The organism is Pseudomonas sp. A1230 (genome assembly GCF_044218825.1).
GTDB lineage: Bacteria > Pseudomonadota > Gammaproteobacteria > Pseudomonadales > Pseudomonadaceae > Aquipseudomonas > Aquipseudomonas iridis.
On record NZ_CP162582.1, the window covers coordinates 5,743,424 to 5,768,300 of the forward strand.

General features: G+C 58.0%; 17 protein-coding genes. 16 read left to right on the top strand and 1 reads right to left on the bottom strand.

Annotated features, from left to right (window positions below; translation table 11 throughout):
• The first annotated feature begins 29 nt into the window (after positions 1 to 29).
• The 5 genes from AB4P97_RS26715 to AB4P97_RS26735 all read left to right on the top strand — a co-directional run bounded on the left by AB4P97_RS26715 (position 30) and on the right by AB4P97_RS26735 (position 10,657).
• Positions 30 to 641 carry a trimeric intracellular cation channel family protein gene (locus tag AB4P97_RS26715; protein ID WP_042557376.1) on the top strand — a complete coding sequence of 204 codons (612 nt, stop codon included), beginning with the start codon at positions 30 to 32 and terminating at the stop codon, positions 639 to 641.
• A gap of 175 nt (positions 642 to 816) precedes the next feature.
• Complete coding sequence (locus AB4P97_RS26720; protein ID WP_395601822.1) at positions 817 to 1,848, top strand: hypothetical protein; 1,032 nt, start codon at positions 817 to 819, stop codon at positions 1,846 to 1,848.
• 189 nt (positions 1,849 to 2,037) lie between these two features.
• Positions 2,038 to 4,428, top strand: coding sequence for a hypothetical protein (locus AB4P97_RS26725; protein ID WP_395601823.1), 2,391 nt, complete (start codon positions 2,038 to 2,040; stop codon positions 4,426 to 4,428).
• Between the two features lie 358 nt (positions 4,429 to 4,786).
• On the top strand, positions 4,787 to 5,728 hold the full coding sequence (locus AB4P97_RS26730) for a hypothetical protein (RefSeq protein WP_042557379.1): 942 nt from the start codon (positions 4,787 to 4,789) through the stop codon (positions 5,726 to 5,728).
• Between the two features lie 99 nt (positions 5,729 to 5,827).
• Positions 5,828 to 10,657 (top strand): RHS repeat domain-containing protein, encoded by a 4,830-nt coding sequence (locus tag AB4P97_RS26735; protein WP_395601824.1) that lies wholly within the window; start codon positions 5,828 to 5,830, stop codon positions 10,655 to 10,657.
• Positions 10,658 to 10,720: 63 nt separating this feature from the next.
• On the opposite strand, the gene queG is transcribed toward AB4P97_RS26735, so the two are convergent.
• Positions 10,721 to 11,782, bottom strand: a complete 1,062-nt coding sequence (gene queG / locus AB4P97_RS26740) for a tRNA epoxyqueuosine(34) reductase QueG (RefSeq protein ID WP_047299486.1) — start codon at positions 11,780 to 11,782, stop codon at positions 10,721 to 10,723.
• Between the two features lie 63 nt (positions 11,783 to 11,845).
• On the opposite strand from queG, the gene AB4P97_RS26745 reads away from it, so the two are divergent.
• The 11 genes from AB4P97_RS26745 (at position 11,846) to AB4P97_RS26795 (ending at position 24,761) form a co-directional block, all read left to right on the top strand.
• Positions 11,846 to 13,345 (top strand): NAD(P)H-hydrate dehydratase, encoded by a 1,500-nt coding sequence (locus tag AB4P97_RS26745; protein WP_395601825.1) that lies wholly within the window; start codon positions 11,846 to 11,848, stop codon positions 13,343 to 13,345.
• Positions 13,333 to 13,803: a tRNA (adenosine(37)-N6)-threonylcarbamoyltransferase complex ATPase subunit type 1 TsaE gene (gene tsaE / locus AB4P97_RS26750; RefSeq protein ID WP_042557383.1), complete on the top strand. Its 471-nt coding sequence runs from the start codon at positions 13,333 to 13,335 to the stop codon at positions 13,801 to 13,803. The genes AB4P97_RS26745 and tsaE overlap by 13 nt, the downstream gene beginning before the upstream one ends.
• The gene (locus AB4P97_RS26755; protein ID WP_042557384.1) at positions 13,804 to 15,234 is read left to right on the top strand and encodes an N-acetylmuramoyl-L-alanine amidase; all 1,431 of its coding nucleotides are present in this window, start codon (positions 13,804 to 13,806) and stop codon (positions 15,232 to 15,234) included. It begins immediately after the preceding gene.
• Positions 15,231 to 17,141 carry a DNA mismatch repair endonuclease MutL gene (gene mutL, locus AB4P97_RS26760; RefSeq protein ID WP_042557385.1) on the top strand — a complete coding sequence of 637 codons (1,911 nt, stop codon included), beginning with the start codon at positions 15,231 to 15,233 and terminating at the stop codon, positions 17,139 to 17,141. Before AB4P97_RS26755 ends, mutL begins: the two co-directional genes overlap by 4 nt.
• Complete coding sequence (miaA, locus tag AB4P97_RS26765; RefSeq protein ID WP_042557386.1) at positions 17,141 to 18,112, top strand: tRNA (adenosine(37)-N6)-dimethylallyltransferase MiaA; 972 nt, start codon at positions 17,141 to 17,143, stop codon at positions 18,110 to 18,112. Before mutL ends, miaA begins: the two co-directional genes overlap by 1 nt.
• 94 nt (positions 18,113 to 18,206) lie before the next feature.
• On the top strand, positions 18,207 to 18,467 hold the full coding sequence (gene hfq / locus AB4P97_RS26770; protein ID WP_007902656.1) for an RNA chaperone Hfq: 261 nt from the start codon (positions 18,207 to 18,209) through the stop codon (positions 18,465 to 18,467).
• A gap of 12 nt (positions 18,468 to 18,479) precedes the next feature.
• Entirely contained in the window at positions 18,480 to 19,781 is a 1,302-nt protein-coding gene (hflX, locus tag AB4P97_RS26775; RefSeq protein WP_042557387.1) for a ribosome rescue GTPase HflX, read from the top strand.
• 96 nt (positions 19,782 to 19,877) lie between these two features.
• On the top strand, positions 19,878 to 21,047 hold the full coding sequence (gene hflK, locus AB4P97_RS26780) for an FtsH protease activity modulator HflK (protein ID WP_042557388.1): 1,170 nt from the start codon (positions 19,878 to 19,880) through the stop codon (positions 21,045 to 21,047).
• On the top strand, positions 21,047 to 21,916 hold the full coding sequence (gene hflC, locus AB4P97_RS26785) for a protease modulator HflC (protein ID WP_042557389.1): 870 nt from the start codon (positions 21,047 to 21,049) through the stop codon (positions 21,914 to 21,916). The genes hflK and hflC overlap by 1 nt, the downstream gene beginning before the upstream one ends.
• Before the next feature lie 313 nt (positions 21,917 to 22,229).
• On the top strand, positions 22,230 to 23,417 hold the full coding sequence (locus AB4P97_RS26790; protein ID WP_042557390.1) for an ATP phosphoribosyltransferase regulatory subunit: 1,188 nt from the start codon (positions 22,230 to 22,232) through the stop codon (positions 23,415 to 23,417).
• A gap of 54 nt (positions 23,418 to 23,471) precedes the next feature.
• On the top strand, positions 23,472 to 24,761 hold the full coding sequence (locus AB4P97_RS26795) for an adenylosuccinate synthase (protein WP_042557391.1): 1,290 nt from the start codon (positions 23,472 to 23,474) through the stop codon (positions 24,759 to 24,761).
• Positions 24,762 to 24,877: the final 116 nt, after the last annotated feature.

Consider the following 24,877-nt stretch of genomic DNA (forward strand, 5'->3'; position numbering starts at 1 on the left):
CTGCGCGCCTTCCTGCAAGGATCGCCACCATGTTGCTAATGCTCTACCTCGTCGCCATCACCGCTGAAGCCATGACCGGCGCACTGTCTGCCGGTCGTCGTGGCATGGACTGGTTTGGTGTGGTGCTGATCGCCTGTGTCACGGCGTTGGGCGGTGGTTCGGTGCGTGATGTGCTGCTCGGGCATTACCCGCTGACATGGGTCAAACATCCGGAATATCTGGTGCTGACCTCGCTCGCCGCAATGTTCACGGTGTTTACCGCACGCTGGATGCGCCACCTGCGCTCGCTGTTTCTGGTGCTCGATGCTGTCGGTCTGGTGGCCTTCACCCTGATCGGCTGCATGACCGCGCTGGAAATGGGCCACGGCATGTTGGTGGCTTCGGTCAGCGGCGTGATCACCGGTGTATTCGGCGGCATCCTGCGCGATATCTTCTGTAACGACATCCCGCTGATCTTCCGGCGCGAACTTTACGCCAGCGTCTCTTTTGCGGCGGCATGGTGTTACATGTTCTGCCTGTTTCTGAATCTTCCGAGCGAACAGGCGATCCTGATAACTTTATTCGGCGGATTCCTGTTACGTCTGTTGGCAATTCGTTTTCATTGGGAAATGCCAAAGTTTGTCTATAACGACGAGCATTGATAGTCCTCGCAGTCAGTAACTTGCGCTGAGTCGATGGTCAGCGTTTTGTGCACGTGTATATAGGCTTCTTACATTTTTCGCTTTGCTGTTGTTTTGATGGTCGTGTTATTTCTTTGGTTGATAGCTTGCTCAAGGTCTATCTGCCAATTAAATACAATGTCAAAGGATTTGCATTATGAGTGAAAACATGGAAGTAACACAAAGCCAGCAAAGTCATTTGGGAGTCGCTGACTCTATCATCAGTTTCAAAGTCAAATTTGATGCCGGCGAGGTCACTCGAAGCAAGTCGCTGTTCGGTAATGGTCGCATGCAAGTTAAAGTGCAAGTGCTTGTTGCTGCCGCTGATATCAACGGTAATACGGTGCATGTACCGGCTGACGTAATGAATAGCATCGAACTTATTCATTATGGTACGGGCAGGACGTTACGGGATGGCTGGTCCGCCAGTATCGAGCAAGGGCCCTATACCCTTGAGGCGCAACCTTCGGCCGTGACCACCTCGATTCCAGACGAAGAGACCGACGAGGACATACTCCATCCGCAAGTCCGTACTTTCTGGGTCTCCTGCTCCGTTGCCGGCACGACCCAGATTGCCGCACGCCTGACCCTGGCCGGGCAGACGATTCGTACCAACGGGACGACGCTGGCCAGTGTCCACGACAGCAGCGTAACCCTGGAAGCACAACAACCATTGGCCTACGCCATTGACCAGTTCCGCTGGCAGGCGACCCGTCGCGGCAATGAAGAGTCGGGCAATCGAATCTGGAACTATTACCTCGGGTTGTATCCACAAGGACAGCAGATCAAGCTTGTCGACTGGATTGCCGATGTCCCCGCCGATACCGATCCTATGTTCGCCATGGCCAACAAGCTCAATGAGTACGTGACTAATTTTCTGACAGGCGTTCTGGCTCGTCCAAAGGAGCGCAGCTTGAACATCGGATTGCCATTCAACGGTGACCCTATTGCGTTCACGTTTTCCGCTGATGCAATTACGCGAGATAAGAAGTTTTATTCCGTTAGGGTCAATGACCGCGATGGAGAACTCACGGTGGTGCAGGCACTGTCTGAATATTCGAGTTTGGATCGCGCCTACAAGAAAGGCGATGTATTCCACTTTCGCGCCATTGATCAACACGGTACGGAACATAAACTGGCGATTCGCACGGACTTTGTCGCCCGCACTTTTGGCCTGGAGCGCGGGTAAGGTTGGCCGTTCAAAATTTGTATCCATGACATTGTGGTAAAGATATATACCGCTTCTTATTGAACAGGCCGGTAAGCTGGTCGGGTCAATCGTCAATGTTCGCAATACTGCGTGATTGTCTATATGTCATGCGCGGGCTCCGCATTCGTGCGGAGTCTGCGCAACCACACATCTCAAGGATGAGAATTCATGGCTGGCAAACCACCAAAAATCAAACCTGCGCCAAACAAAATCCCCGATATCAACACTGACGGCTTTCATCGGCCGGTAGGGGGTAATCTCCCGTCGTCTTCGGTGCTTCGTCAACCGGATCCGCTGCAGCCTTCCTCCCGACCGCACACGGCAGAATCGGTGGAAGTCATCAGCGTTATCCCGAACCTGATGCCGCCCGCCATCCCGATCAGTCACCCTGGTGGGGTTGTCGCGATCAGCGCCTTGTCGAACTACTGGATACCCGTTTCGAGAAACATGGGCGAGGCCAATGAGCAAGGCATTCGGGTGCTCAAGCAACGCCAGTATGTCGCTGTAGATGAAGAGCATTATGTGCAAGTGGTCAAGGACGCCGACAGTGGCCTGTTCCGCGCCACCGTCACCCGAGAGCGCGAGCCGTCCGGCCCGCTACTCAAACCGGATAGCGAGGGCAAACTCTGGTATCCGGTCGAGAGCAGCAACTCCGCGCATGAGCACATGGCGGACCTGTTTCACCGTATGGGGTATGCCATCGACGAATTCTCCGACATCACGCTTGCACGCATCCTTGCAGTGAGTGGCGTTGATGGAACGCTGGCGCGCCATACCGAGGCTGATATTCATCCCCCCGCACTGCTCCAGGACACCCTCAGGCGATTCAGCCTGGATCAGAAAATGGCGCGCTGGCCAAAAGAGGATCGCGCCGCAGTCTTTAAGGCGCATGAGCGGGCATTCGAAGTCGACTGTGATGAAAATACCTTGCAGATGCGACGAATTTTTCCTGATTTGCCTAAAACTGTGGCCGAGGCGATATGGCGCAATACAACTGCCGCCGAGCGTCTGCATATGCACAATCAGTCGGGCCTACCACCGCGAGTGGCGACAGAGACGTTGGTGGCCCTGCGAGAGGCTCGCCTGGCCAGGGCTGGCGAAGGGCTTTACTTGAATGCGGTGTCCAGTTTGGACAGTGACCGCTTGGCGCTTTATATGATGGGCAGTCTCGCAGATTGGCCGCGACAGATTCGAATCGAGATGCGTCAGGGCGTGCTGGACGGGGAGGTCTTGAGCGCGATCGGTGATGGCCGGTCGCCGGTTCGTCACGTGCTGATTCGACAGGACGCAGGGTATTTGGTGCAACGCGCCGATGGCCAATCAACCCAGGCGCTGCATGATCTGTATTCGGCAGTCTGCTTGTTGTTGCTGCCCGCGCAGCGCAAGGCGCTGGGCATGCCTGAAGCCGCTGGCCCGACATTGCAGCAATGGGTTCGTGCCCAGCCGTTACCATCGCGGCAGACCGTGAGCGAAGTGCTTGGACTCGAGCCGTTGCCATTTGCCATCGAAGCTGTAACTGCGCAATACCGGCAGGCGGGGTATCTGCGGGGCGGAGCCGATGAAAATCCCGAGCCGGGCAGGTTTGTTGAAAAACGCGTTCGTGATCTGTACCCGGAGCTCTCTGACGAGGATGTAGCGCGATTTATCAATGAGCATCTGCACAGCGATCCGTCCGGGGTTTTGATTCGTTTGGAAAAAGAGTTCGCAATGTTGCGCCAGGAGTTAAGCGCCTGGAGCGCGATCGTCCCTCCACATCACACTGAGGGGGAGGTATGGAGCCCTGCGGCACTTGCCCATCAACTACAGTTGCGACAGGGCTTCAGTAAAAATCTGCAAGCTCTCTGGCAGAAAAAATTGATAACACCCCATGACGCTCAAGGCGAAAGTTTTTCTTCGTTCATCGACTTCGCCGGTGAGTTGCCGCACACATCCGCAAGATTCGAGCATGTGACAGAGTTGGTGCTGGAGGCACGCAACCCGAGCGTCAAGCTCGGCAAATTGCTCGACAGCTTTCCCAATCTGCGCTACCTGATCCTCCAAAGGGTGCGTATGGAGACGTTCGCTCCAGGCATTTTTCAGATGCGCGACCTGCGCCATCTGGTCTTGCAGGATTGCTCACTGCAACTGTCTGACTTCGATGCCGAGGGGCTATCAAGAATCGAGACACTGACGCTGTTGAGGCTTGACGAAAATCCGTTGGGTGTCGCGCCACATGTGGGATTTATGCACCAATTGGGCGAGTTGTACCTGAGTGATGCCGGGCTGACGCAGATTCCTTCCGGGATAGAACAACTGGCAAGCTTGAGGGTGCTTGATGTGCACGACAATAATATCGTCAATATCAGAGAGGAGTTTTTCGAACTTCCTGATACACAAAATCTGGATATCAACCTGATTGACAATCCACTCGGCGACGTCGCGTTGATGCGTATAGGTCAATATGTTCAGGGCGCCAGTATGGACAGGCAGGTTGTAATCAGGTTGCGAGAGCCTGTGGCGAATGACGTTGTTGATGTTTTCGACTCTCCTGATACCGGGATTGAATCGTCGAGTGACTGACGACATTGCCTGGTAGTTGTTAATCCAGTAACGCCTTCTTTCAGTTGTAGCCAATATCAGTCTGGCCCACTCTCTGTCTTGTTCTCGAACAATGGTATGAAGGTGGGCTTTTTAATATGTGGGAAAAGGTTTTTTATTGCAGGATTTGATCGTTTTCTGAGTGGTTGTGGTTACTTGATTGCAGGGGGCGATATTAGGCGAATGTAAGTCTCCTGGTTTGCACTGTTGGGTGTTTCTTTTTGCGACATTACATGCGGATATAAAGCATGACTTCTTTTTGTCTGGCGTGTGTGTGTCAATACTCCAGCGTCATCACCCAGGAGCATGTTTTCAATTTGCCTTTCAGGAAGAAATTTATATGTTTGAAGAAAGTCTGAGTATCCAGCGCCTTGAAGTGAAGTTTTACTCTTCTGCCGTTCGCCATAAAACACTGTATGCCAATGGCCGTATGCAAGTTCGTGTGCTGGTGCTGGTGGCGGGAGAAAACTCGCAGGCCGAAGAAGTCTCGCTGCACGGCCATCCGGCACTGGAGACGCTCAAGCTGATCAGCTATGACACCTCTGCGCCGCTGAGCGGCGATTGGCATGTCGATTTACAGGAAAACCGCTACGCACACGACATGGCGGGTGGCGCCCCGCGCGTGACGCCATTGGTGCCTGCTGCCAGCAATCGGATTTCCGCGCCAGAGGACAGTGTTCAGGTTTTCGAGTTTTGGGTCACTTGCAGCCGTCCTGGCGCACTCCAGATTGCCGCTGAACTGACCCTGGATGGAAAGAAGTATCGAAGCAACGGGCGCAATGGTTACGACAGCAGTGTGACGCTTGAAGCGATTGCGCCTAAACGTTATCCACGCACCAGTTTCAGTCTCAAGAAAAACAGGGTCAGGGCTACGCCCAGTCTTTTTGAAAAGTTCGAACAATACAGTCTTGCTTTATATGCCGAAGGTCGACAAATCAATCTGCTCGATTGGTCCAGCCTGCAAGTGAAATATGACGCGGACTATGCGGTCGAGTTCTTCTCCTCTGGCAATGCCATAAACGTCTCGGTCGGCCCGAGAAGTTATACCGGCTATATAGCGCCGATTTATGGTGCGCAGGTGGTGACGCGCACGCCAACCGGCCTTCGAACCATGGAGCAGGATCCCGGAATAATATCGATCCTCAGTCATGTAACGGAAGAGCATCCTCGCAAGCCAGAGAATAAGGAAACGCTGGAGTTGCTGGTATTGGATGAATACGGTACCGCGCACAGTGTTCGGATCAATCCTGATATTGCGAACCGCTCGTACTCGCTTGGTTGATATAGGGTTTTCAAGAGTTTCACTTATCATGGTGTTTTCGGTGCAGCAGTCGGAACTCTTGCGTGTCTATTCGTTTCTGCAACTTACAGGATGTTATTCATGAGTACTAAAACTCAGGATTCAGTGCATTCGAATGCATTCAATTTTGGAGGTTTTGTTGCCGGTGGTGTTGATGCCCGTACAGGCATTTACACCTGCGCCCTGACACTTGGGGTTATTCGTTCCGGGGACCTCAACGGCCCTTCATTCAATCTTGCCCTGAGCTTCAACCCACTCAACACTCACAACGCCGGTTATGGCACGGGATGGTCGCTGCCCACCAGTCGTTATGATTTGCGTAGCAAAGTCATGACGCTCAACGGCGGAGAGCGCTATAAGGCCGTTGAAACAGGCGATGCTCTGCAATTCAAGGAAATGAAACTTGAGAGCGCCAAGGTACTGAAAGTGGCTGTCGGGCGTTATGAAGTTCGTTACAAGGATGGCCGGCGCGAAGAGCTTGAGGTTTACGGCGCCACCCATGTTGCCGTGCCCACCAGGGTCATCGCCGCGAACGGAACGAGCATTTCCTTGAAATACGCGACGTTCAACGAGCAACCCATGCTCGTGGAAATCAGCGATGCAAAAAGGACATTGCTTAAAGTCAGCCGTACCGCTGGCCGGCTGACGTTGACCCAGTATCCCGACACGCCATCTAGCGCTGAATTCACGATGACGCTCAAGAACGACCACGTCACTGCAATCGGTTTACCGGTTGGCAGAGGTTGGGATCTGCAGTACGAAGAGATTGATGGCATCAGGTACCTCAAACGCGTGGAATCGCCACTCGGTGCCGTGGAAAACATTCGCTACAAAAGGGTCGGACACCTGCTTCCTGCCTCAGGAGCGACGCAAAGCCTGCCCTACGTGATTGCCCATGAAGTTTTCGTCAAGCAAGGGCAGCCGAAGGTTAGCAAGACCTACACGTATTCGGACTGGAATTATCTGGGGCATGGCGTGCCGTCCGACCCGACCGATGACGGTGACCCTCTGTACCGTGCGCCCAAGAGCTATGAGTACAGTTGCGTGGAAAGTTTGATTGTGGGGGCGAAGACTCATACCCACACCAAGCGCACCTACAACAAGTTTCATCTGTTGGTCTCTGAAGTGACCACATGTGGTGAGTCGGTGGCTTCGGTTACTACCGATTATCACTGTGAAGTCGGCAAGCCTTTCACTGAGCAGCCGGCGCAATTTCGCATGCCCAAGTCTCAGACCCGAGGTTACGCGAACAGCGTAACCGGGCAGAAACGCACGGAAACCACCACCACCGAGTTCGATGCCGCCGGCAATCTGCTCAGTCAGGTGGACGCCAGCGGCGTGAGTACGCAGTTCGAGTACTACCCGGCCAGCGATTCAGAAGGTTGCCCAAAAGACCCTCTGGGGTTTATCCGTTTTCTCAAGCAGAAAACCGTGGTGCCAGCGGCAGGCGGTGGCGCCTCGACCATTACCCGCTATCGCTATGCTTTGCACCCCGCCCTTGAAGGCTCGACGCTGGCCAGTGTCCTGCCCGTTCAGGAGAGTTTTCTGGAGTTGGTTGACGGTGTCGAGATTCTGCGTTCAAAGGTTGACCTTACCTATTTGAGCTCGCCCAAGGACCCGACTCTGCACGGCGTGTTGCAACAGCAGAGTGTTACGCGCAATGCCACAACGACCCGCATCGAATATTCGTATGAGCTTGAAGAGACCACACTGTCGTTGAAGAAAACCGTTCACGGGTTTGACGGCACCACCAGTTCCAGCGAACAAAAGCTTTCGACCCTGAGTGGGTTGACGGTGTCCGAGCGCGATGCCGACGACGCAGTCATCGAGTATGAATACGACAAGCTTGGCCGGCGGATACGCAAGACACTGGCGCCCGGCACTGCTTACGCCTCCTTCACCCAGTGGCGCTATGAAACTGCCAAGGGCCGCGAGCCGGCGACACTGATCACCCATGACTCGTCCGGGGGCATGCAAGAGGCCACTTACGATGCACTGGGGCGCATCGTCAAAATTCAGGAAAAGGACTGCGATAACCCGGACCCGCAGGGCGACTGCCCTATGCGCACTGTTTACACCTGCGTCCATGACAACACTGGACGACCCGTGACGGTGGAGCACAGCGACTGGTGGGATGGCGTTGCGCGCGAGGTCAAATCGGAGTTTTTCTACGACGATTGGGGCCAGACCAAAGAGACCCGCCATGGCGACGGGCGAATCGAACACAGTGAATTTGATCCCGTCAGCCGCAAGCAGAAGAGCTGGCAGCAGGGCATGGGCAAAACGGTCACTGTCGTCAATGCTTTCGGCAAGCCAGACAGCGTCGAGGTATTCGATCTAAAAGAGCAAAGCCTGGGTAAAACCGTTTATACCTATGACGGGTTGGGCCGAACCCTCAGCCAGACCGATCCGGCCGGCAACAAGACCTCTTTCGAATACGACGTGTTCGACCGCCTGGTGCGCACTGTTTTGCCAGACGGACATGCAGTTGAAACCACGTTTGCAGCCCACAGCACCGATGAGTTGCCAGTGGAAATCAAAGTGGCGGGCGTGCAGTTGGGGCAGCAGGCGTTCGATGGTTTGAACCGTGTGACCGGGATGTCCGTGGGAGGGCGCAAGTCGTTCGCCAGTTACGAGGCCGGCCGCAGTCTGCCCAAATCGCACACCGACGCCTCAGGCCAGCGGACCGAGTTCGTTCATGAGCCGGCCTTGGGTGGATTATTGACTGAACGCAAGGCTGTCATCGTTCGCGGATCGCTCATTGAGGGTGACGAGCTGACCGAGGCCGAAGACGATGGGTTGACCACTCGATTCACCTACGATGTCCTCAACGGGAAACCCCAAAGCTGTATCGAACAGGGCCGCGAGAGTCATTTTGAGTACTTTCCCTCCGGGCGCCTCAAATCGCAAACCACGCAATTTGGCGATCTGCGCCAGACCGTCTCTCATACCTATACTTTCGCCGGTCGCCCCCTGACGTACGTGGACGTGCTGGGTGTAAAGCACAAGACCGAATACGACACGTGGGGACGCAGAGTCTCGTTCAAGCAGGGGGCGGTGCAGGCTGATTTTTTCTATGACAAGAAAACCGCTTTGCTGGAACGCATTGAAACTCGCGATACCTCCTCCAGCAAGCTCTTGACGACGCGCCTGACCTACGATGACCTCGGGCGCGAGGCCACCCGAAGCTTTGAGGCCAATGGTTTGGTCACCCAGACGCTGACCTCCACCTACACCGTGGTTGGCAAGCTGTCGCAGAAAGTCCTGAAGCGCGGCGCTTTCGTGCTGCGCGATGAACGATTCGCTTACGACGTGCGCGGCCGCCTCACTCAGTACAACTGCGACGGCAGCCAGCGACCTCGAGATCCTTACGGCAAAGAGATCATCCGGCAAACGTTTACCTTCGACGCGCTGGACAACATCCTCACCCTGGAAACCACTTTTCCCCAAGGCGTTAACGTAACGACCTTCAGTTACAGCGAAATCGATCCTGCACAGCTCGTTGGGGTAACCCACTCACATGCCGATTATCCGGCGCCGGTTACGCTGGAGTACGACGCCGACGGCCGGATGATCAAGGACGACCACGCGCGCACCCTGGCGTATGACGCGTTTGGACGTCTTATCCGGTTGACCAATGAGCGAGGGGAGGTGGTGCGTGGCTATCACTACGACGGTTTTGATCGAATCGTTGAGTTGTCGCAACCGCGAAAGCTGGATGTGCAGCGCTACTATCACAACGCCAGCGTGAGTAGCGAAATTTGCGGTAATGACGCGCTCAGTGTGGTGCGTGACGGCGGGTTTGTATTGGGCCAGCAGCAACTCGGTGCGGATGCGGGTAGCCGGATCTTCGGCACGGATCAACAGCAAAGTGTGCTGACCCGGTTGCACGGCGAGCAATGGGACGACAGCGCTTACTGCCCCTACGGGCATCGCCCGGCTGACGGCGGGCAGTTCAGTCTGGCGGCCTTCAATGGCGAGCAACTGGATACCGTTACAGGTTTGTATTTGCTGGGCAACGGCTACCGCGCCTACAGCCCGACCCTGATGCGTTTCACCGGACCTGACAGCATGAGCCCGTTTGGCGCGGGTGGACTGAATGCCTACGCCTATTGCCTGGGCGATCCGGTCAATCGAGTTGACCCCACGGGCCATATCTCCTGGCAGGCAATTGCAGGGATTGCGCTGGGTTTTATCGGGATAGTCGCCAGTATCGTTACGTTGGGTGCAGCCTCGCCACTGGCCTTGTTGGGCATGGGGTTGGGCATCGCTTCCGGAGCGGCTGCCATAGGCAGTGAGTTGGCCAATGAACTGGCGCCACAGTCCCAGGTCGGGGCGATACTTGGCTGGGTAAGTTTGGGGCTTGGCATTGCGTCTGCTGCCGCAGGGGCCCTTGCTGTCCGACAGGCTATTGCGCAAAGCCTGAGGCCTCGTCCCTATCTCGTGAAATTGGCCGACGAACCGCCGGTCAGAATCGTGGAAAAGGAATACGCGACCTTTGGCGGCAGAAAGCACGGTGGCAAGTCAGGTAGGGCCGGGGCTAGTGCCGCGCCGCCCGAGCCGCCAGCAAACTGGACATTGATTGAGGAGTTCCAGAATCACGACTACCTGCCGCCGGGTAAACTTGGTGCGGGTTCCAGGGCTAAATATGCTGAATTCAAAACGGCAGTTGAAAGCAATATCAGCCCCAGTGACGCTGCCAGAGCTTATCCTGGAAGCAAGCAGGATCCTTATCCCAATTACAAATTCTTCTATCCAAACAGCTTGCACGAAGGATTTTCCCACGTGCATACGCGTTTAAGCCAAGAGCACCGGTTGTTTTATCTGGTGAATGGCCAGAAAAAACAGGTTCGCATTATGCAGTTAGGGGCGCACGAGCCTGCTTGGGGATCGGCGCATGTCGCCAGGTAATGACTGGTCTCAGACGAGTAAACGATTGGGTTTGCGCGGCGTTCGAATGCGGGGGAATACCCTTTATGACGAATGTTGCTTCAACGCCCATTCGACGTGTTCCCTGACCAGCGCCGAGGGATAATCCCGTCGCGCCTTCAACGCTTCCAGCACCGCAATCGTTGAGGGCGCATTGCCTAACCCCACTGCCAGATTGCGCAACCAGCGCTCATACCCGGCTCGCCGCAATGGCGAGCCCTCGGTGCTGCTCAAAAACTTCTCTTCATCCCACAAAAACAGCTCGGCCAGTCCGGCGTTGTCCAAGTTGTGCCGTGGCTTGAAATCGCTTTCCGTCGAGGGCCGCGCGAAGCGGTTCCACGGGCAAACGATCTGGCAATCGTCACAGCCGAACACCCGGTTGCCGATCAGTGGACGCAGCTCTTCGGGGATGGCGGTCTTCAGTTCTATGGTCAGATACGAAATGCAGCGTCGCGCATCCAGCACATACGGGCCGACGAAAGCATTGGTCGGGCAGATATCGAGACATGCGGTGCAGCGCCCGCAGTGTTCGGTACTGTGCGGCTCATCCACTGGCAGCGGTAGATCGACGAACAATTCGCTCAAGAAAAAATAGCTGCCAGCCTTACGGTTCAGTACCAGCGTATTTTTGCCGATCCAGCCCAGCCCAGCCTGCTCGGCGATGGCTTTTTCCAGCACCGGCGCGCTGTCGACGAAAGCGCGAAAACCGAACGGGCCGATCTCGCCTTGAATCTTGTCCGCCAATTGTTGAACACGTTTACGGATCAATTTGTGGTAATCGCGGCCCAAGGCATAACGCGACACGTAAGCTTTTTCCGGTTCGGCCAGACGTTTGGCCATCTCGGTGTCGCCTGGCAGGTAGTCCATGCGTAGGGAAACCACACGCAAAGTACCGGGCACCAGTTCTTCGGGATGCGAACGCTTGCTGCCGTGGGCGCCCATGTAATCCATTTCGCCGTGGTAGCCGGCCTCGAGCCAGCGCTGCAGGTGCTGCTCATGCTCGGCCAGATCGAGGCCGCTGATGCCGACTTGCTGAAAGCCCAACTCCCGGCCCCAATCCTTGATCGATTGGGCCAGAGCGGGCAGGTCTGTGGTGATGGCGGACATGAGGCGAGAGAAACCGGAGCTGAGGTGCGTATAATTCTGCCAGACATCGGAGCCCGAAGACGCATGCCGCACACGAAAGATGAATTACCCGACGCGCTGTATGGCGCTGCACAGGTGCGCGAGATCGACGCACGGCTGATTGCCGCGGGCACGCCGGGCTTCGAATTGATGCAGCGCGCCGCGCATGCGACCTGGCGGGCGTTGGTGCGGCAATGGCCGGCAGCCGATGAAATGACTGTGCTTGCCGGCCACGGCAACAATGCTGGCGACGGCTATTTGCTCGCCGCAATGGCGCATCGGGCGGGTTGGCGGGTGCGCGTGCTGGCGGTCGGCGATGCGCAGCGCCTGCAAGGTGATGCCGCACAGGCGCATGCCGAAGCGCTCGCCGAGGGCGTCAGTGTGCTGGGCTGGGCGGGTCAAAACGAATTGCGCGGGGTCATTGTCGATGCCTTGCTCGGCACCGGCCTGACCGGTGACGTGCGCGAGCCCTATCGCGCGGCTATCGCGGCGATCAACGCCAGTGGCCTGCCGGTAACGGCAGTCGATATTCCTTCCGGACTGTCCGCCGACACCGGGCATGCACTGGGTACTGCCGTTTGCGCCGACCTCACAGTCACCTTCATCGCCTTGAAAGTCGGGCTGTTCACCGGTGATGCGGCGGATCATGTCGGCGAGCTGGTGTTTAATGATTTGCAGGCGACGGCCGAAACCTGTGGTGACATTCCCGTCAATGCCAGGCGCCTGCACGCGGCTAATCTTCCACGGCCGGCGCCACGTCTACCCGGTTCCCACAAAGGCCGCTTCGGGCATGTGCTGCTGATCGGCGGCGATCACGGTTTTGGCGGGGCGATCCTGCTCAGCACCGAAAGTGCCTTGCGCAGCGGTGCCGGCATGGTTTCGCTGGCGACTCGCCCGGAACATGTGCCAGCGGCATTGACCCGCATTCCGGAAGCCATGGCCCTGGGTATTTCCTCGGCCAATCAATTGATGGGCCTGCTGGAAAAGGTTTCCGTGCTGGTGGTCGGGCCGGGGTTGGGGCAGGCTGGCTGGGGGCGGACGCTGGTGTCGGCGGCAGCCAATGCGCCACTGCCACAGGTGTGGGATGCCGATGCATTGAACCTGCTGGCCGAAGGGTTTGTCAGCTTGCCCAGGGATTGCGTGATCACGCCGCATCCGGGTGAGGCGGCACGGTTGCTGGGGATCAGCACCGCGCAGGTGCAGGCCGATCGTCCTGCCGCTGCGTTGGCGTTGAGCAAAAAATATACAGCGGTTGTGGTGCTCAAAGGCGCCGGTAGCCTGATCGCCCATCCCGATGGGCGTCTGGCGTTGTGTCATCAGGGGCATCCGGCCATGGCCACCGCCGGGCTCGGCGATGTGCTGGCCGGTTTGACCGGCGCGCTGCTGGCACAAGGCATGGGTGGCTTCGATGCCGCGTGCCTGGCGGTCTGGCTGCACGCCAATGCCGGGATGCACCAAGGAAAATTCGGCCGTGGGCTGGCGGCCAGTGATCTGATTCCAGCCATTCGTCAGTTGTTGGAGGAGCATGCACCGTGTCTGAAGTAACCCTGTACCTGGCCGATGAACAGGCCATGAGCGACTTTGGCACACGGATCGCCCGCGTGACCCAGGGCCATGGCCTGATTTTTCTTGTTGGTAACCTGGGCATGGGCAAGACCACGCTGTCGCGAGGGATTATTCGCGGGCTGGGCCATGTCGGAGCGGTAAAAAGTCCGACCTTCACATTGGTCGAGCCCTACGAAATCGGTGACATCCGCGCCTTCCATTTCGACCTGTATCGCCTGGTTGATCCGGAGGAACTGGAGTTTCTCGGGATCCGCGACTACTTCGACGACGACGCCCTCTGCCTGATCGAGTGGCCCGATAAAGGTGCAGGCTTTTTGCCAAAGCCTGACCTGACCATTACCATTAGCCCGCAAGACAGCGGGCGTTCGCTGAATATTTTGTCCCAGGGCTCGCGTGGCGAGGCCTGGTGTGCCGCTTTGGCATTGGAAACCAATTAGATGATGGGGTTAGGTATGCGCTTTCGCGCGTTGGTGGCTGCCGCAGGACTGATGTTGATGGCAGTAACCGTCACCGCTGTGGCCGATTCAAAGGTCAACAGCGTGCGCCTGTGGCGGGCGCCGGATAACACGCGACTGGTCTTCGACCTGAGCGGCCCGGTGCAGCACAGCGTTTTCACCCTGACTTCACCGGATCGACTGGTGATCGACATCAATGGCGCCACCCTCGGCGCGCCTTTGAATGTGCAGACCGCGAACACGCCGATCACCGCGATGCGCTCGGCCCAGCGCACGCCGTCAGACCTGCGGGTGGTCATCGACCTGAAAAAAGCCGTCACCCCGAAGAGCTTCTCGCTGGCGCCGAACGCGCAATACGGCAACCGTCTGGTAGTCGATCTGTTCGACAACCCGGCCGATGCCGCTCCGCCGCCTGCACCTGCGCCGCGGGTTGCGACGGTGCCGGCCGTGCCGGTCACCCCGACCGAACCGACCATCAAGCTACCGCCAGCCCCGGCCGGCAAGCGCGACATTATTGTGGTGATTGACGCCGGCCACGGTGGCGAAGACCCGGGTGCGTCCGGCTCGCGCGGGCAGCGTGAGAAAGACGTGGTGCTGCAGATCGCCCGTGAATTGCAGCGTCAGCTAAATGGCATGAAAGGCTTCCGCGCCGAACTGACCCGTACCGGTGACTACTTCATCCCGTTGCGCGGGCGTACCGAAATTGCGCGTAAAAAGGGCGCCGACCTGTTCGTTTCTATCCATGCCGATGCCGCGCCATCTGCGGCGGCCTTCGGTGCTTCGGTGTTTGCCCTGTCTGATCGCGGTGCGACGTCCGAGACCGCTCGCTGGCTGGCCGACAGTGAAAACCGTTCCGACCTGATCGGCGGTGCGGGCAACGTCAGCCTCGACGACAAGGACCGCATGCTCGCGGGCGTGCTGCTTGACCTGTCGATGACAGCGTCGTTGACCTCCAGCCTCAACGTCGGGCAGAAAGTCCTGACCAACATCGGCCGGGTTACGCCGCTGCACAAACAGCGCGTGGAGCAAGCCGGGTTCATGGTGCTGAAGTCGCCGGACATTCCGTCGATCCTGGTCGAAACCGGGTTTATCTCCAACGCCAACGAAGCGAACAAGCTCTCGGCGTCGAGCCACCAGCAAGCGCTGGCGCGTTCGATCAGCAGTGGCGTGCGCCAGTTCTTCCAACAGAACCCGCCGCCGGGTACCTACATTGCCTGGCTGCGTGATTCCGGCAAGATTGCCCAGGGCCCGCGTGATCATCGAGTCAATCCGGGCGAAACCCTGGCGATGATCGCCGTGCGTTATCAGGTCTCGCCGGCAGCGGTGCGCAGCGCCAACAACCTGAAAAGCGATGACCTGAAAGCGGGCCAGCACCTGACCATTCCTGGCACCGAACTGGCGTCCAAAGAATGACTCAGGTCCTGAACATGGCCCGCATCGAGCTGCTCAGCCCACGGCTGGCGAACCAGATCGCCGCCGGCGAGGTGGTCGAGCGCCCGGCGTCGGTGATCAAGGAGTTGTTGGAAAATAGCCTCGACTCCGGTGCCAAGCGCATTGATGTCGACGTCGAGCAGGGCGGCGTCAAGCTGCTGCGGGTGCGCGACGATGGCAGCGGCATTTCTGCCGATGACCTGCCACTGGCGCTGGCCCGGCACGCCACCAGCAAGATCCGCAATCTGGAAGACCTGGAACAGGTGATGAGCCTGGGCTTCCGCGGTGAAGCCCTGGCCTCGATCAGCTCCGTGGCGCGCCTGACCCTGACTTCGCGCACCCGTGATGCCGATCAGGCCTGGCAGGTCGAAACCGAAGGTCGAGACATGGCGCCTCGCGTTCAGCCGGCCGCGCATCCGGTGGGCACTTCGGTGGAAGTGCGCGACTTGTTCTTCAATACGCCGGCACGACGCAAATTCCTCAAGACCGAAAAAACCGAATTCGATCACCTGCAAGAAGTGATCAAGCGGCTGGCGCTGGCGCGTTTCGACGTGGCTTTCCATCTGCGCCACAACGGCAAGACCATCCTCAGCCTGCACGAGGCCCACGATGATGCGGCCCGTGCCCGGCGCGTGGCGGCAATCTGCGGCTCGGGTTTTCTTGAGCAGGCGCTGCCGATAGAGATCGAACGCAATGGCTTGCACCTGTGGGGCTGGGTCGGTTTGCCGACCTTCAACCGCAGTCAGGCGGACTTGCAGTACTTCTTTGTGAACGGCCGCGCGGTGCGCGACAAACTGGTGGCGCACGCGGTGCGCCAGGCTTATCGCGACGTTCTGTTCAACGGTCGCCACCCGACGTTTGCGCTGTTTTTCGAGGTTGATCCGGCTGCTGTGGACGTAAACGTTCACCCGACCAAGCACGAAGTGCGCTTCCGTGACGGGCGCATGGTGCATGACTTCCTTTACGGCACGCTGCACCGGGCGCTGGGCGATGTGCGTCCGGAAGATCAGCTTGCCGGTTCGGTCACCACTGCCGTGGTCCGCCCGACAGGGCTTGATGCCGGTGAGTTCGGGCCGCAGGGCGAAATGCGTCTGGCGGCCAATGCGCTGCTGGAGCAACCGCAGGCACAACCGGCGTTCAACACGTCGTCGGGCGCCAGCGCTGGCGGCGCTTATCAGTATCAATACACGCCGCGTCCGCAATCCGCTGTGCCGCCGGCCGCTGAGGCTCAAGCCGCCTATCGCGAGTTTTTCGCGCCCTTGCCAGAAGCCAATGCCAACGCATTGCCGGCCGGTCAGGAAGACATTCCGCCGCTCGGCTACGCATTGGCGCAGTTGAAAGGCATCTACATTCTGTCCGAGAACGCCCAAGGCCTGGTGCTGGTGGACATGCATGCTGCCCATGAGCGGATCATGTATGAGCGCCTGAAAGTCGCCATGGCCAGCGAAGGCCTCAGCGGCCAGCCGTTGCTGGTGCCGGAATCGCTGGCGGTCAGTCAGCGTGAGGCTGATTGCGCTGAAGAACACGCTGCGTGGTTCCAGCGCCTGGGCTTTGAATTGCAGCGTCTGGGCCCGGAAACATTGGCGATTCGCCAGATTCCAGCACTGCTCAAGCAGGCTGAGGCCAACCGTTTGGTTGGCGACGTGCTGTCGGACCTGATGGAATACGGCACCAGCGACCGGATTCAGGCACACCTGAACGAACTGCTCGGCACCATGGCCTGCCACGGCGCAATCCGCGCCAACCGGCGTCTGGCCCTGCCGGAAATGAACGGTCTGCTGCGTGACATGGAAAACACCGAGCGTAGCGGTCAATGCAACCATGGCCGACCGACCTGGACCCAATTGGGCCTGGACGATCTGGACAAACTGTTTTTGCGCGGTCGTTGATGAGCCAGCTTCCTCCAGCGATTTTCCTGATGGGCCCGACCGCTGCGGGCAAGACCGATCTGGCCATCGAGCTGACCAAAGTGTTGCCGTGCGAGCTGATCAGTGTCGATTCGGCGCTGGTCTATCGCGGCATGGACATCGGCACCGCCAAGCCCTCAAAAGAGCTTCTCGCCGAATATCCTCACCGTCTGATCGATATTCTCGATCCGGTTGAAGCCTATTCGGCTGCGGATTTTCGTCGCGACGCCTTGCAAGCCATGGCTGAAATTACCGCGCGCGGAAAAATTCCGCTGCTGGTGGGCGGCACGATGCTCTATTACAAGGCTTTGGTCGAAGGTCTGGCGGATATGCCAGCGGCTGATCCCGAGGTGCGCGCGCAGATCGAAGAAGAGGCTGCACGCCTTGGCTGGCAAGCCCTGCACGATCAATTGGCGGTGATTGATCCGGTGTCCGCTGCCCGGATTCATCCGAACGATCCACAACGCTTGAGTCGCGCGCTGGAAGTCTATCGGGTCAGTGGTCAGAGCATGACTGCGCTGCGTGAGCAACAATCTGCGCAAAGTACTGAAGCAGCCGCTTCGGGACTGCAACAATTGCCCTATACTGTCGCGAACTTGGCCATTGCCCCGGCGGATCGTCAGGTACTGCACGAGCGCATTAAACAAAGATTCACAAATATGTTGGAACAGGGATTCATCGACGAGGTCGTAGCCCTGCGTAAAAGAAGTGACCTGCATTCGGGGTTGCCGTCTATACGTGCGGTAGGCTACCGCCAAGTCTGGGACTACCTGGATGGCAAACTGACATTGGCTGACATGCAGGAGCGCGGCATCATCGCCACGCGCCAATTGGCCAAGCGCCAGTTCACCTGGCTACGAAGCTGGGAAGATTTACATTGGCTGGACAGTCTTGATTGCGACAATCTGCCACGCGCCTTGAAATACTTAGGGACCATCTCCATATTGAGCTGAGTCCTTGCAATTGCCGTCTATCCTTGGGGGTGTGACGGCTAAAGCCATCTGAATTACCTATTTTTATTATTGAATCCTTAAAGGAGTGCGGCACATGTCAAAAGGGCATTCGCTACAAGACCCTTACCTGAATACTTTACGTAAAGAGAAAGTTGGGGTTTCCATCTACCTGGTCAACGGTATCAAACTGCAAGGCACGATCGAGTCGTTCGACCAGTTCGTGATCCTGCTGAAAAACACCGTCAGCCAAATGGTTTACAAACACGCTATCTCGACAGTCGTGCCGGTTCGTCCAATTCGTCTGCCTAGCGCAACCGAATCCGAAGCAGGTGACGCTGAGCCAGGTAACGCCTGATAGGAGTCTCCTTTGTTCTTTGAGCGCCACGGTGGTGGTGAGCGAGTAATCCTCGTTCACTTGGATGGACAGGACCCTGAGGCGCGCGAAGATCCGCAGGAGTTTCAGGAACTGGCTAATTCGGCAGGCGCCGAGACCGTTGCGTTTTTTAACGTGCCGCGTCATCGGCCAACTGCCAAATTCCTGATCGGCAGCGGCAAGGTCGAGGAACTGCGCGACCTGGTCCATGCCGAAAAGGCCGATCTGGTGATTTTCAATCACATCCTCACGCCCAGTCAGGAACGTAACCTCGAACGTGTTTTCGAGTGTCGCGTGATCGACCGTACCGGTCTGATTCTCGATATTTTCGCTCAGCGCGCCCGTACCCATGAAGGCAAGCTCCAGGTCGAACTGGCCCAGCTTGACCACATGAGCACGCGGCTGGTTCGTGGCTGGACTCACCTTGAGCGTCAGGGTGGCGGTATCGGCATGCGCGGTCCGGGTGAAACCCAGCTTGAAACCGACCGTCGTCTGTTGCGGGTTCGCCTGCGGCAGATCAAGGGCCGGCTGGAAAAAGTGCGCAGCCAGCGCGAGCAGTCGCGGCGCGGCCGTTCGCGTGCGGATATTCCTACCGTGTCTCTGGTGGGCTATACCAACGCCGGTAAATCCACGCTCTTCAACAACGTGACGAAATCCGACGTGTACGCGGCTGATCAATTGTTCGCCACGCTGGACCCGACCTTGCGCCGTCTGGAACTGGACGACCTGGGGCCGATTGTCCTGGCCGACACGGTAGGTTTCATTCGTCACTTGCCACACAAGCTGGTCGAGGCTTTTCGGTCTACGCTCGAAGAGTCGAGTAACTCCGACCTTCTGTTGCACGTTATCGACGCGGCCGAGCCGGATCGCATGTTGCAGATCGAGCAGGTGATGGTGGTGTTGGGCGAGATTGGCGCCCAGGACTTGCCGATCCTCGAGGTCTATAACAAACTCGATTTGCTTGAAGGCGTTGAGCCGCAAATCCAGCGCGATGCCGATGGCAAACCGCAACGGGTATGGTTGTCGGCGCGTGATGGAAGTGGTCTGGAATTACTTGAACAAGCCATTTCCGAGTTGCTGGGCGGTGATTTGTTTGTGGGTACATTGCGCTTGCCGCAACAATTCGCTCGACTGCGTGCGCAGTTTTTCGAACTCGGTGCGGTGCAAAAAGAAGAGCACGACGAAGAAGGCATCAGCCTGCTGGCCGTTCGCTTGCCCCGGGTCGAGTTGAATCGACTGGTAAGCCGCGAAGGATTGCAGCCGATGGAATTCATCGAGCAACACACTTTGCAATAAAAGCCTGACAAAGCGGTTGTGCCGCAACGTCAGGCATTCTGTAGCATTGGTCGGCGCGCCGTGGGTGCGTCTTTGCTTTATCAGATGGAGAGCGCTATGGCTTGGAATGAGCCGGGTGGCAACTCGAATAATCAGGATCCTTGGGGTGGCAAGCGCCGCAATAACGGCGACCGCAAGGGGCCACCGGATCTCGACGAGGCCTTCCGAAAGCTGCAGGAAAGCCTGAACGGATTGTTCGGTGGTGGCAAGAAACGTGGTGATGACGGCGGTGGTTCGAGCAAGAGCGGCGGCGGTTTCGGCGGTCTGATCGGTATTGCCCTCGTTGTGCTGGCGGCTGTCTGGCTGTACAGCGCGGTTTACGTGGTGGACGAGCAGGAGCAAGCCGTAGTGCTGCGCTTCGGCAAATACTACGAAACCGTCGGCCCGGGTCTGAATATCTACTTCCCGCCGATCGATAAAAAGTACATGGAGAACGTCACGCGTGAGCGTGCCTACTCCAAGCAGGGCCAGATGCTGACCGAAGACGAGAACATCGTCGAAGTGCCGCTGACCGTGCAGTACAAGATCAGCAACCTGCAGGACTTCGTACTGAACGTCGACCAGCCGGAAATCAGCCTGCAGCACGCGACCGAAAGTGCGCTGCGTCATGTGGTGGGTTCCACCGCGATGGATCAGGTGCTGACCGAAGGTCGTGAACTGATGGCCAGCGAAATCAAGGAACGTCTCCAGCGTTTCCTCGATACCTATCGCACCGGTATCACCGTTACTCAGGTCAACGTACAGAGCGCCGCTGCACCGCGTGAAGTACAGGAAGCCTTTGACGACGTGATCCGCGCCCGTGAAGACGAGCAGCGTTCGCGTAACCAGGCAGAAACCTACGCCAACGGCGTGGTGCCGGAAGCTCGTGGTCAGGCCCAGCGTATCCTCGAGGATGCCAATGGTTACCGCGACGAAACGGTCTCGCGCGCCAAGGGTGAGGCGGATCGCTTCACCAAACTGGTTGCCGAGTATCGCAAGGCGCCTGAAGTCACCCGCCAGCGTCTGTACCTGGACACCATGCAGGAAGTCTTCAGTAACACCAGCAAGGTACTCGTGACCGGCAACAAGGACGGCCAGAGCAATCTGCTTTACCTGCCGTTGGACAAAATGATCCAGAACAGTTCGGGCAACGCACCGGTAACCGGTTCGGCCGCCGCCAGCAGCAACACGGACGTCACGCCGCATGTCACTGACGTGCCGCAGTCGCGTACAAGGGAGACCCGCTGATGAGCAATAAATCGCTGATCGCCCTGATCGTTGGCGTCGTTGTCGTACTGGTGGGCTGGAACTGCTTCTACATCGTGGCTCAGACCGAGCGTGCGGTGTTGCTGCAGTTCGGTCGTGTGGTTCAGGCCGATGTCCAGCCGGGTCTGCATGTGAAAGTGCCTTACGTCAACCAGGTGCGCAAGTTCGACGCCCGCCTGCTGACGCTGGATGCACCGACGCAGCGCTTCCTGACCCTGGAAAAGAAAGCCGTGATGGTCGATGCCTACGCCAAGTGGCGCGTGAAAGATGCCGAGCGCTTCTACACCGCGACTTCCGGCCTCAAGCAGATCGCCGACGAGCGTCTTTCCCGTCGACTGGAATCCGGTCTGCGTGACCAGTTCGGTAAGCGCACCCTGCACGAAGTCGTGTCGGGCGAGCGTGATGCGCTGATGGCTGACATCACCGCGTCGCTGAACAAGATGGCAGAGAAAGAGCTGGGTATCGAAGTCGTCGATGTCCGGGTCAAGGCCATCGATCTGCCGAAAGAAGTGAACCGCAGTGTGTTCGAGCGTATGAGCACCGAGCGTGAGCGTGAAGCTCGTGAGCACCGCGCCAAGGGTAACGAGCTGGCTGAAGGCATCCGTGCCGACGCCGATCGTCAACGCCGCGTGCTGCTGGCTGAAGCCTATCGTGAATCTGAAGAGGTTCGCGGTGATGGTGATGCCCAGGCCGCTGCGATCTACTCCAAGGCCTACGGTCAGGATCAGGAGTTCTACGGTTTCTACCGTAGCCTGCGCGCCTACCGTGAAAGCTTCGCGAACAAATCCGACGTCTTGGTCCTCGACCCAAGCAGTGACTTTTTCCGATACCTGGAAAAGTCCAAGCCTTGATACGGCGTTGACCTGAATCATTCCGCCCGGCGGCTAAAACCTCGGGCGGGGTGATCCTTTGGGAAAACGTGTGTATGATGCGGCAGCCGGGAAATTCCCGGCTTTTTTGCGTCTGCACGTTTGATTGCTGTTTTTACTGCAGAACATCGGGTTGAATGGCTCGACAGTTTTTCGAGGAAAGTGATGGGCGAAGCCGGTTAAAGGCCTTTCGCTGCGTCGTTCATGCGCGTGCGTTTTGAACGGGCCGGTCATTTTCTGCTTCACTCAAGGCTCGCCCTAGTGCTGGCCGCCCGGATCAAAGGGGAATGGCGTAATGGCAACGGTAGACCGCTGGCTGCTGCCAGATGGCATCGAAGAAGTACTGCCACCGGAAGCGGCGCGCATTGAAGTTGCGCGTCGTCAGGTGTTGGATCTGTTCCAGAGCTGGGGTTACGAGTTTGTCGTGACTCCCCATATCGAGTACCTGGAATCCCTGCTGACCGGTGCAGGCTCGGACCTCGATCTGCGTACCTTCAAGGTCATCGACCCGCAGTCGGGGCGGCAGATGGGTTTCCGTGCCGACATCACGCCGCAAGTGGCGCGCATCGATGCGCACACCCTGCGTCGCGAGGGCCCGAGCCGTCTGTGCTACGCCGGCAGCGTATTGCACGCCCAGCCGCGTGCATTGTCGTCGTCGCGCAGTCCGATCCAGTTGGGTGCCGAACTGTACGGCGATGCCAGTCCGAGCAGCGACGTTGAAGTGATCAGCCTGATGCTGGCCATGCTGCAACTGGCCGATGTGCCTGACGTGCACATGGATCTCGGTCACGTTGGTATCTACCGTGGTCTGGCGCGCGCCGCCGGTCTGTCCGGCGAAGTCGAGCAGCAGTTGTTCGATGCGTTGCAACGCAAGGCCATCGACGAGGTCATTACCTTGACCGAAGGCTTGCCTGCCGACCTGTCCGGCATGCTCCGTGCGCTGGTTGACTTGTGCGGCGGCCGTGAAGTGTTGAGCGCTGCCCGCGAGCGTCTGGCCAATGCGCCGGCGCCGGTGCTGGAAGCACTGGAAGATTTGCTGGCGATAGCCGAGCGCCTGTCGGCTCGCTTCCCGGAGCTGCCGCTGTACTTTGATCTGGGCGAGTTGCGCGGTTATCACTACCACACCGGTGTGGTGTTCGCGGTGTTCGTACCGGGCGTTGGTCAGTCCATCGCTCAGGGCGGCCGTTACGACGACATCGGCGCCGACTTCGGTCGCGCGCGTCCGGCGACTGGCTTTTCCACCGATTTGAAAACCCTGGTGACCCTGGGGCGTGCTGAGATCGAGTTACCGTCTGGCGGTATCTGGATGCCTGACAGTACGGATGCAGCACTCTGGCAGCACGTTTGTCAGTTGCGCAGTGAGGGTCAGCGTGTCGTTCAGGCATTGCCTGGGCAACCTTTGGCCGCCGCCCGTGATGCGGACTGCGACCGGCAATTGATTCAGCAGAACGGGCTTTGGCAAGTATCGCCACTGGCTTCTTGAGTTTTCCTGCCGGCCATCGCCGGCACCAAGTTTGCGCGAATGAGGACAAGTGTTATGGGTAAGAATGTCGTAGTCCTGGGCACCCAATGGGGTGATGAGGGCAAAGGCAAGATCGTTGATCTGCTGACCGAACATGCTGCCGCCGTAGTGCGCTACCAAGGTGGCCACAACGCTGGTCACACCTTGGTGATCGACGGCGAAAAAACTGTCTTGCACCTGATTCCGTCGGGCGTGCTGCGCGAAGGCGTGCAGTGCCTGATCGGCAACGGCGTGGTGGTTGCACCTGACGCCCTGCTGCGCGAGATCACCAAGCTGGAAGAGAAAGGCGTACCGGTGCGCGAGCGCTTGCGTATCAGCCCGTCCTGCCCGCTGATCCTGTCCTTCCACGTAGCGCTGGACCAGGCTCGTGAAAAGGCCCGTGGCGAGCTGAAGATCGGTACTACCGGTCGCGGCATTGGCCCGGCTTATGAAGACAAGGTTGCACGTCGTGGCCTGCGTGTGGGCGACCTGCTCAACATGCCGCGCTTTGAAGACAAGCTGCGTGAACTGGTGGATTACCACAACTTCATGCTGGTTGGTTACTACAAAGAGCCTGCCATCGAGTTCGAAAAAACCCTGGCCGAGTGCAAGGAATACGCAGAACTGCTCAAGCCGCTGATGCTGGACGTGACGGCCGAGCTGCACGACCTGCGCCGCGCCGGCAAAGACATCATGTTCGAAGGCGCCCAAGGTTCGTTGCTCGACATCGACCACGGTACCTATCCGTACGTGACCAGCTCCAACACCACCGCGGGTGGCGTGGCGACCGGTTCGGGCGTTGGCCCGATGTTCCTGGACTACATCCTGGGCATCACCAAGGCTTACACCACTCGCGTAGGTTCGGGCCCGTTCCCGACTGAGCTGTTTGATGAAGTGGGTGCGCACCTGGCCAAACAAGGTCACGAGTTCGGCGCTACCACCGGCCGTGCCCGTCGTTGCGGCTGGTTCGACGCCGTTATCCTGCGTCGCGCTATCGATGTGAACAGCATTTCGGGCATCTGCCTGACCAAGCTGGACGTACTCGACGGCCTGCAAACGATCAATATCTGCATCGGCTACAAAGATGCCGAAGGCAAAGACGTTGCCCCGACAGACGCTGACAGCTACGTGGGCCTTCAGCCTGTGTACGAAGAAGTGCCGGGCTGGACCGAATCGACCGTGGGTGCCAAAACCCTGGAAGAGCTGCCAGCTAACGCTCGTGCCTACATCAAGCGCGTTGAAGAGTTGATCGGCGCGCCGATCGACATTATTTCGACGGGCCCGGATCGCAACGAAACCATCGTTCTGCGTCATCCGTTTGCTTGATAAGTCGTTGATGTAAATAACAAAGGCCCCTTAATCGGGGCCTTTGTCGTTTATGTCTGTAGGACGGCATGACCTTTGCTGTGAATCTTCCTACAAGAGTGCCATCAATTTAATGG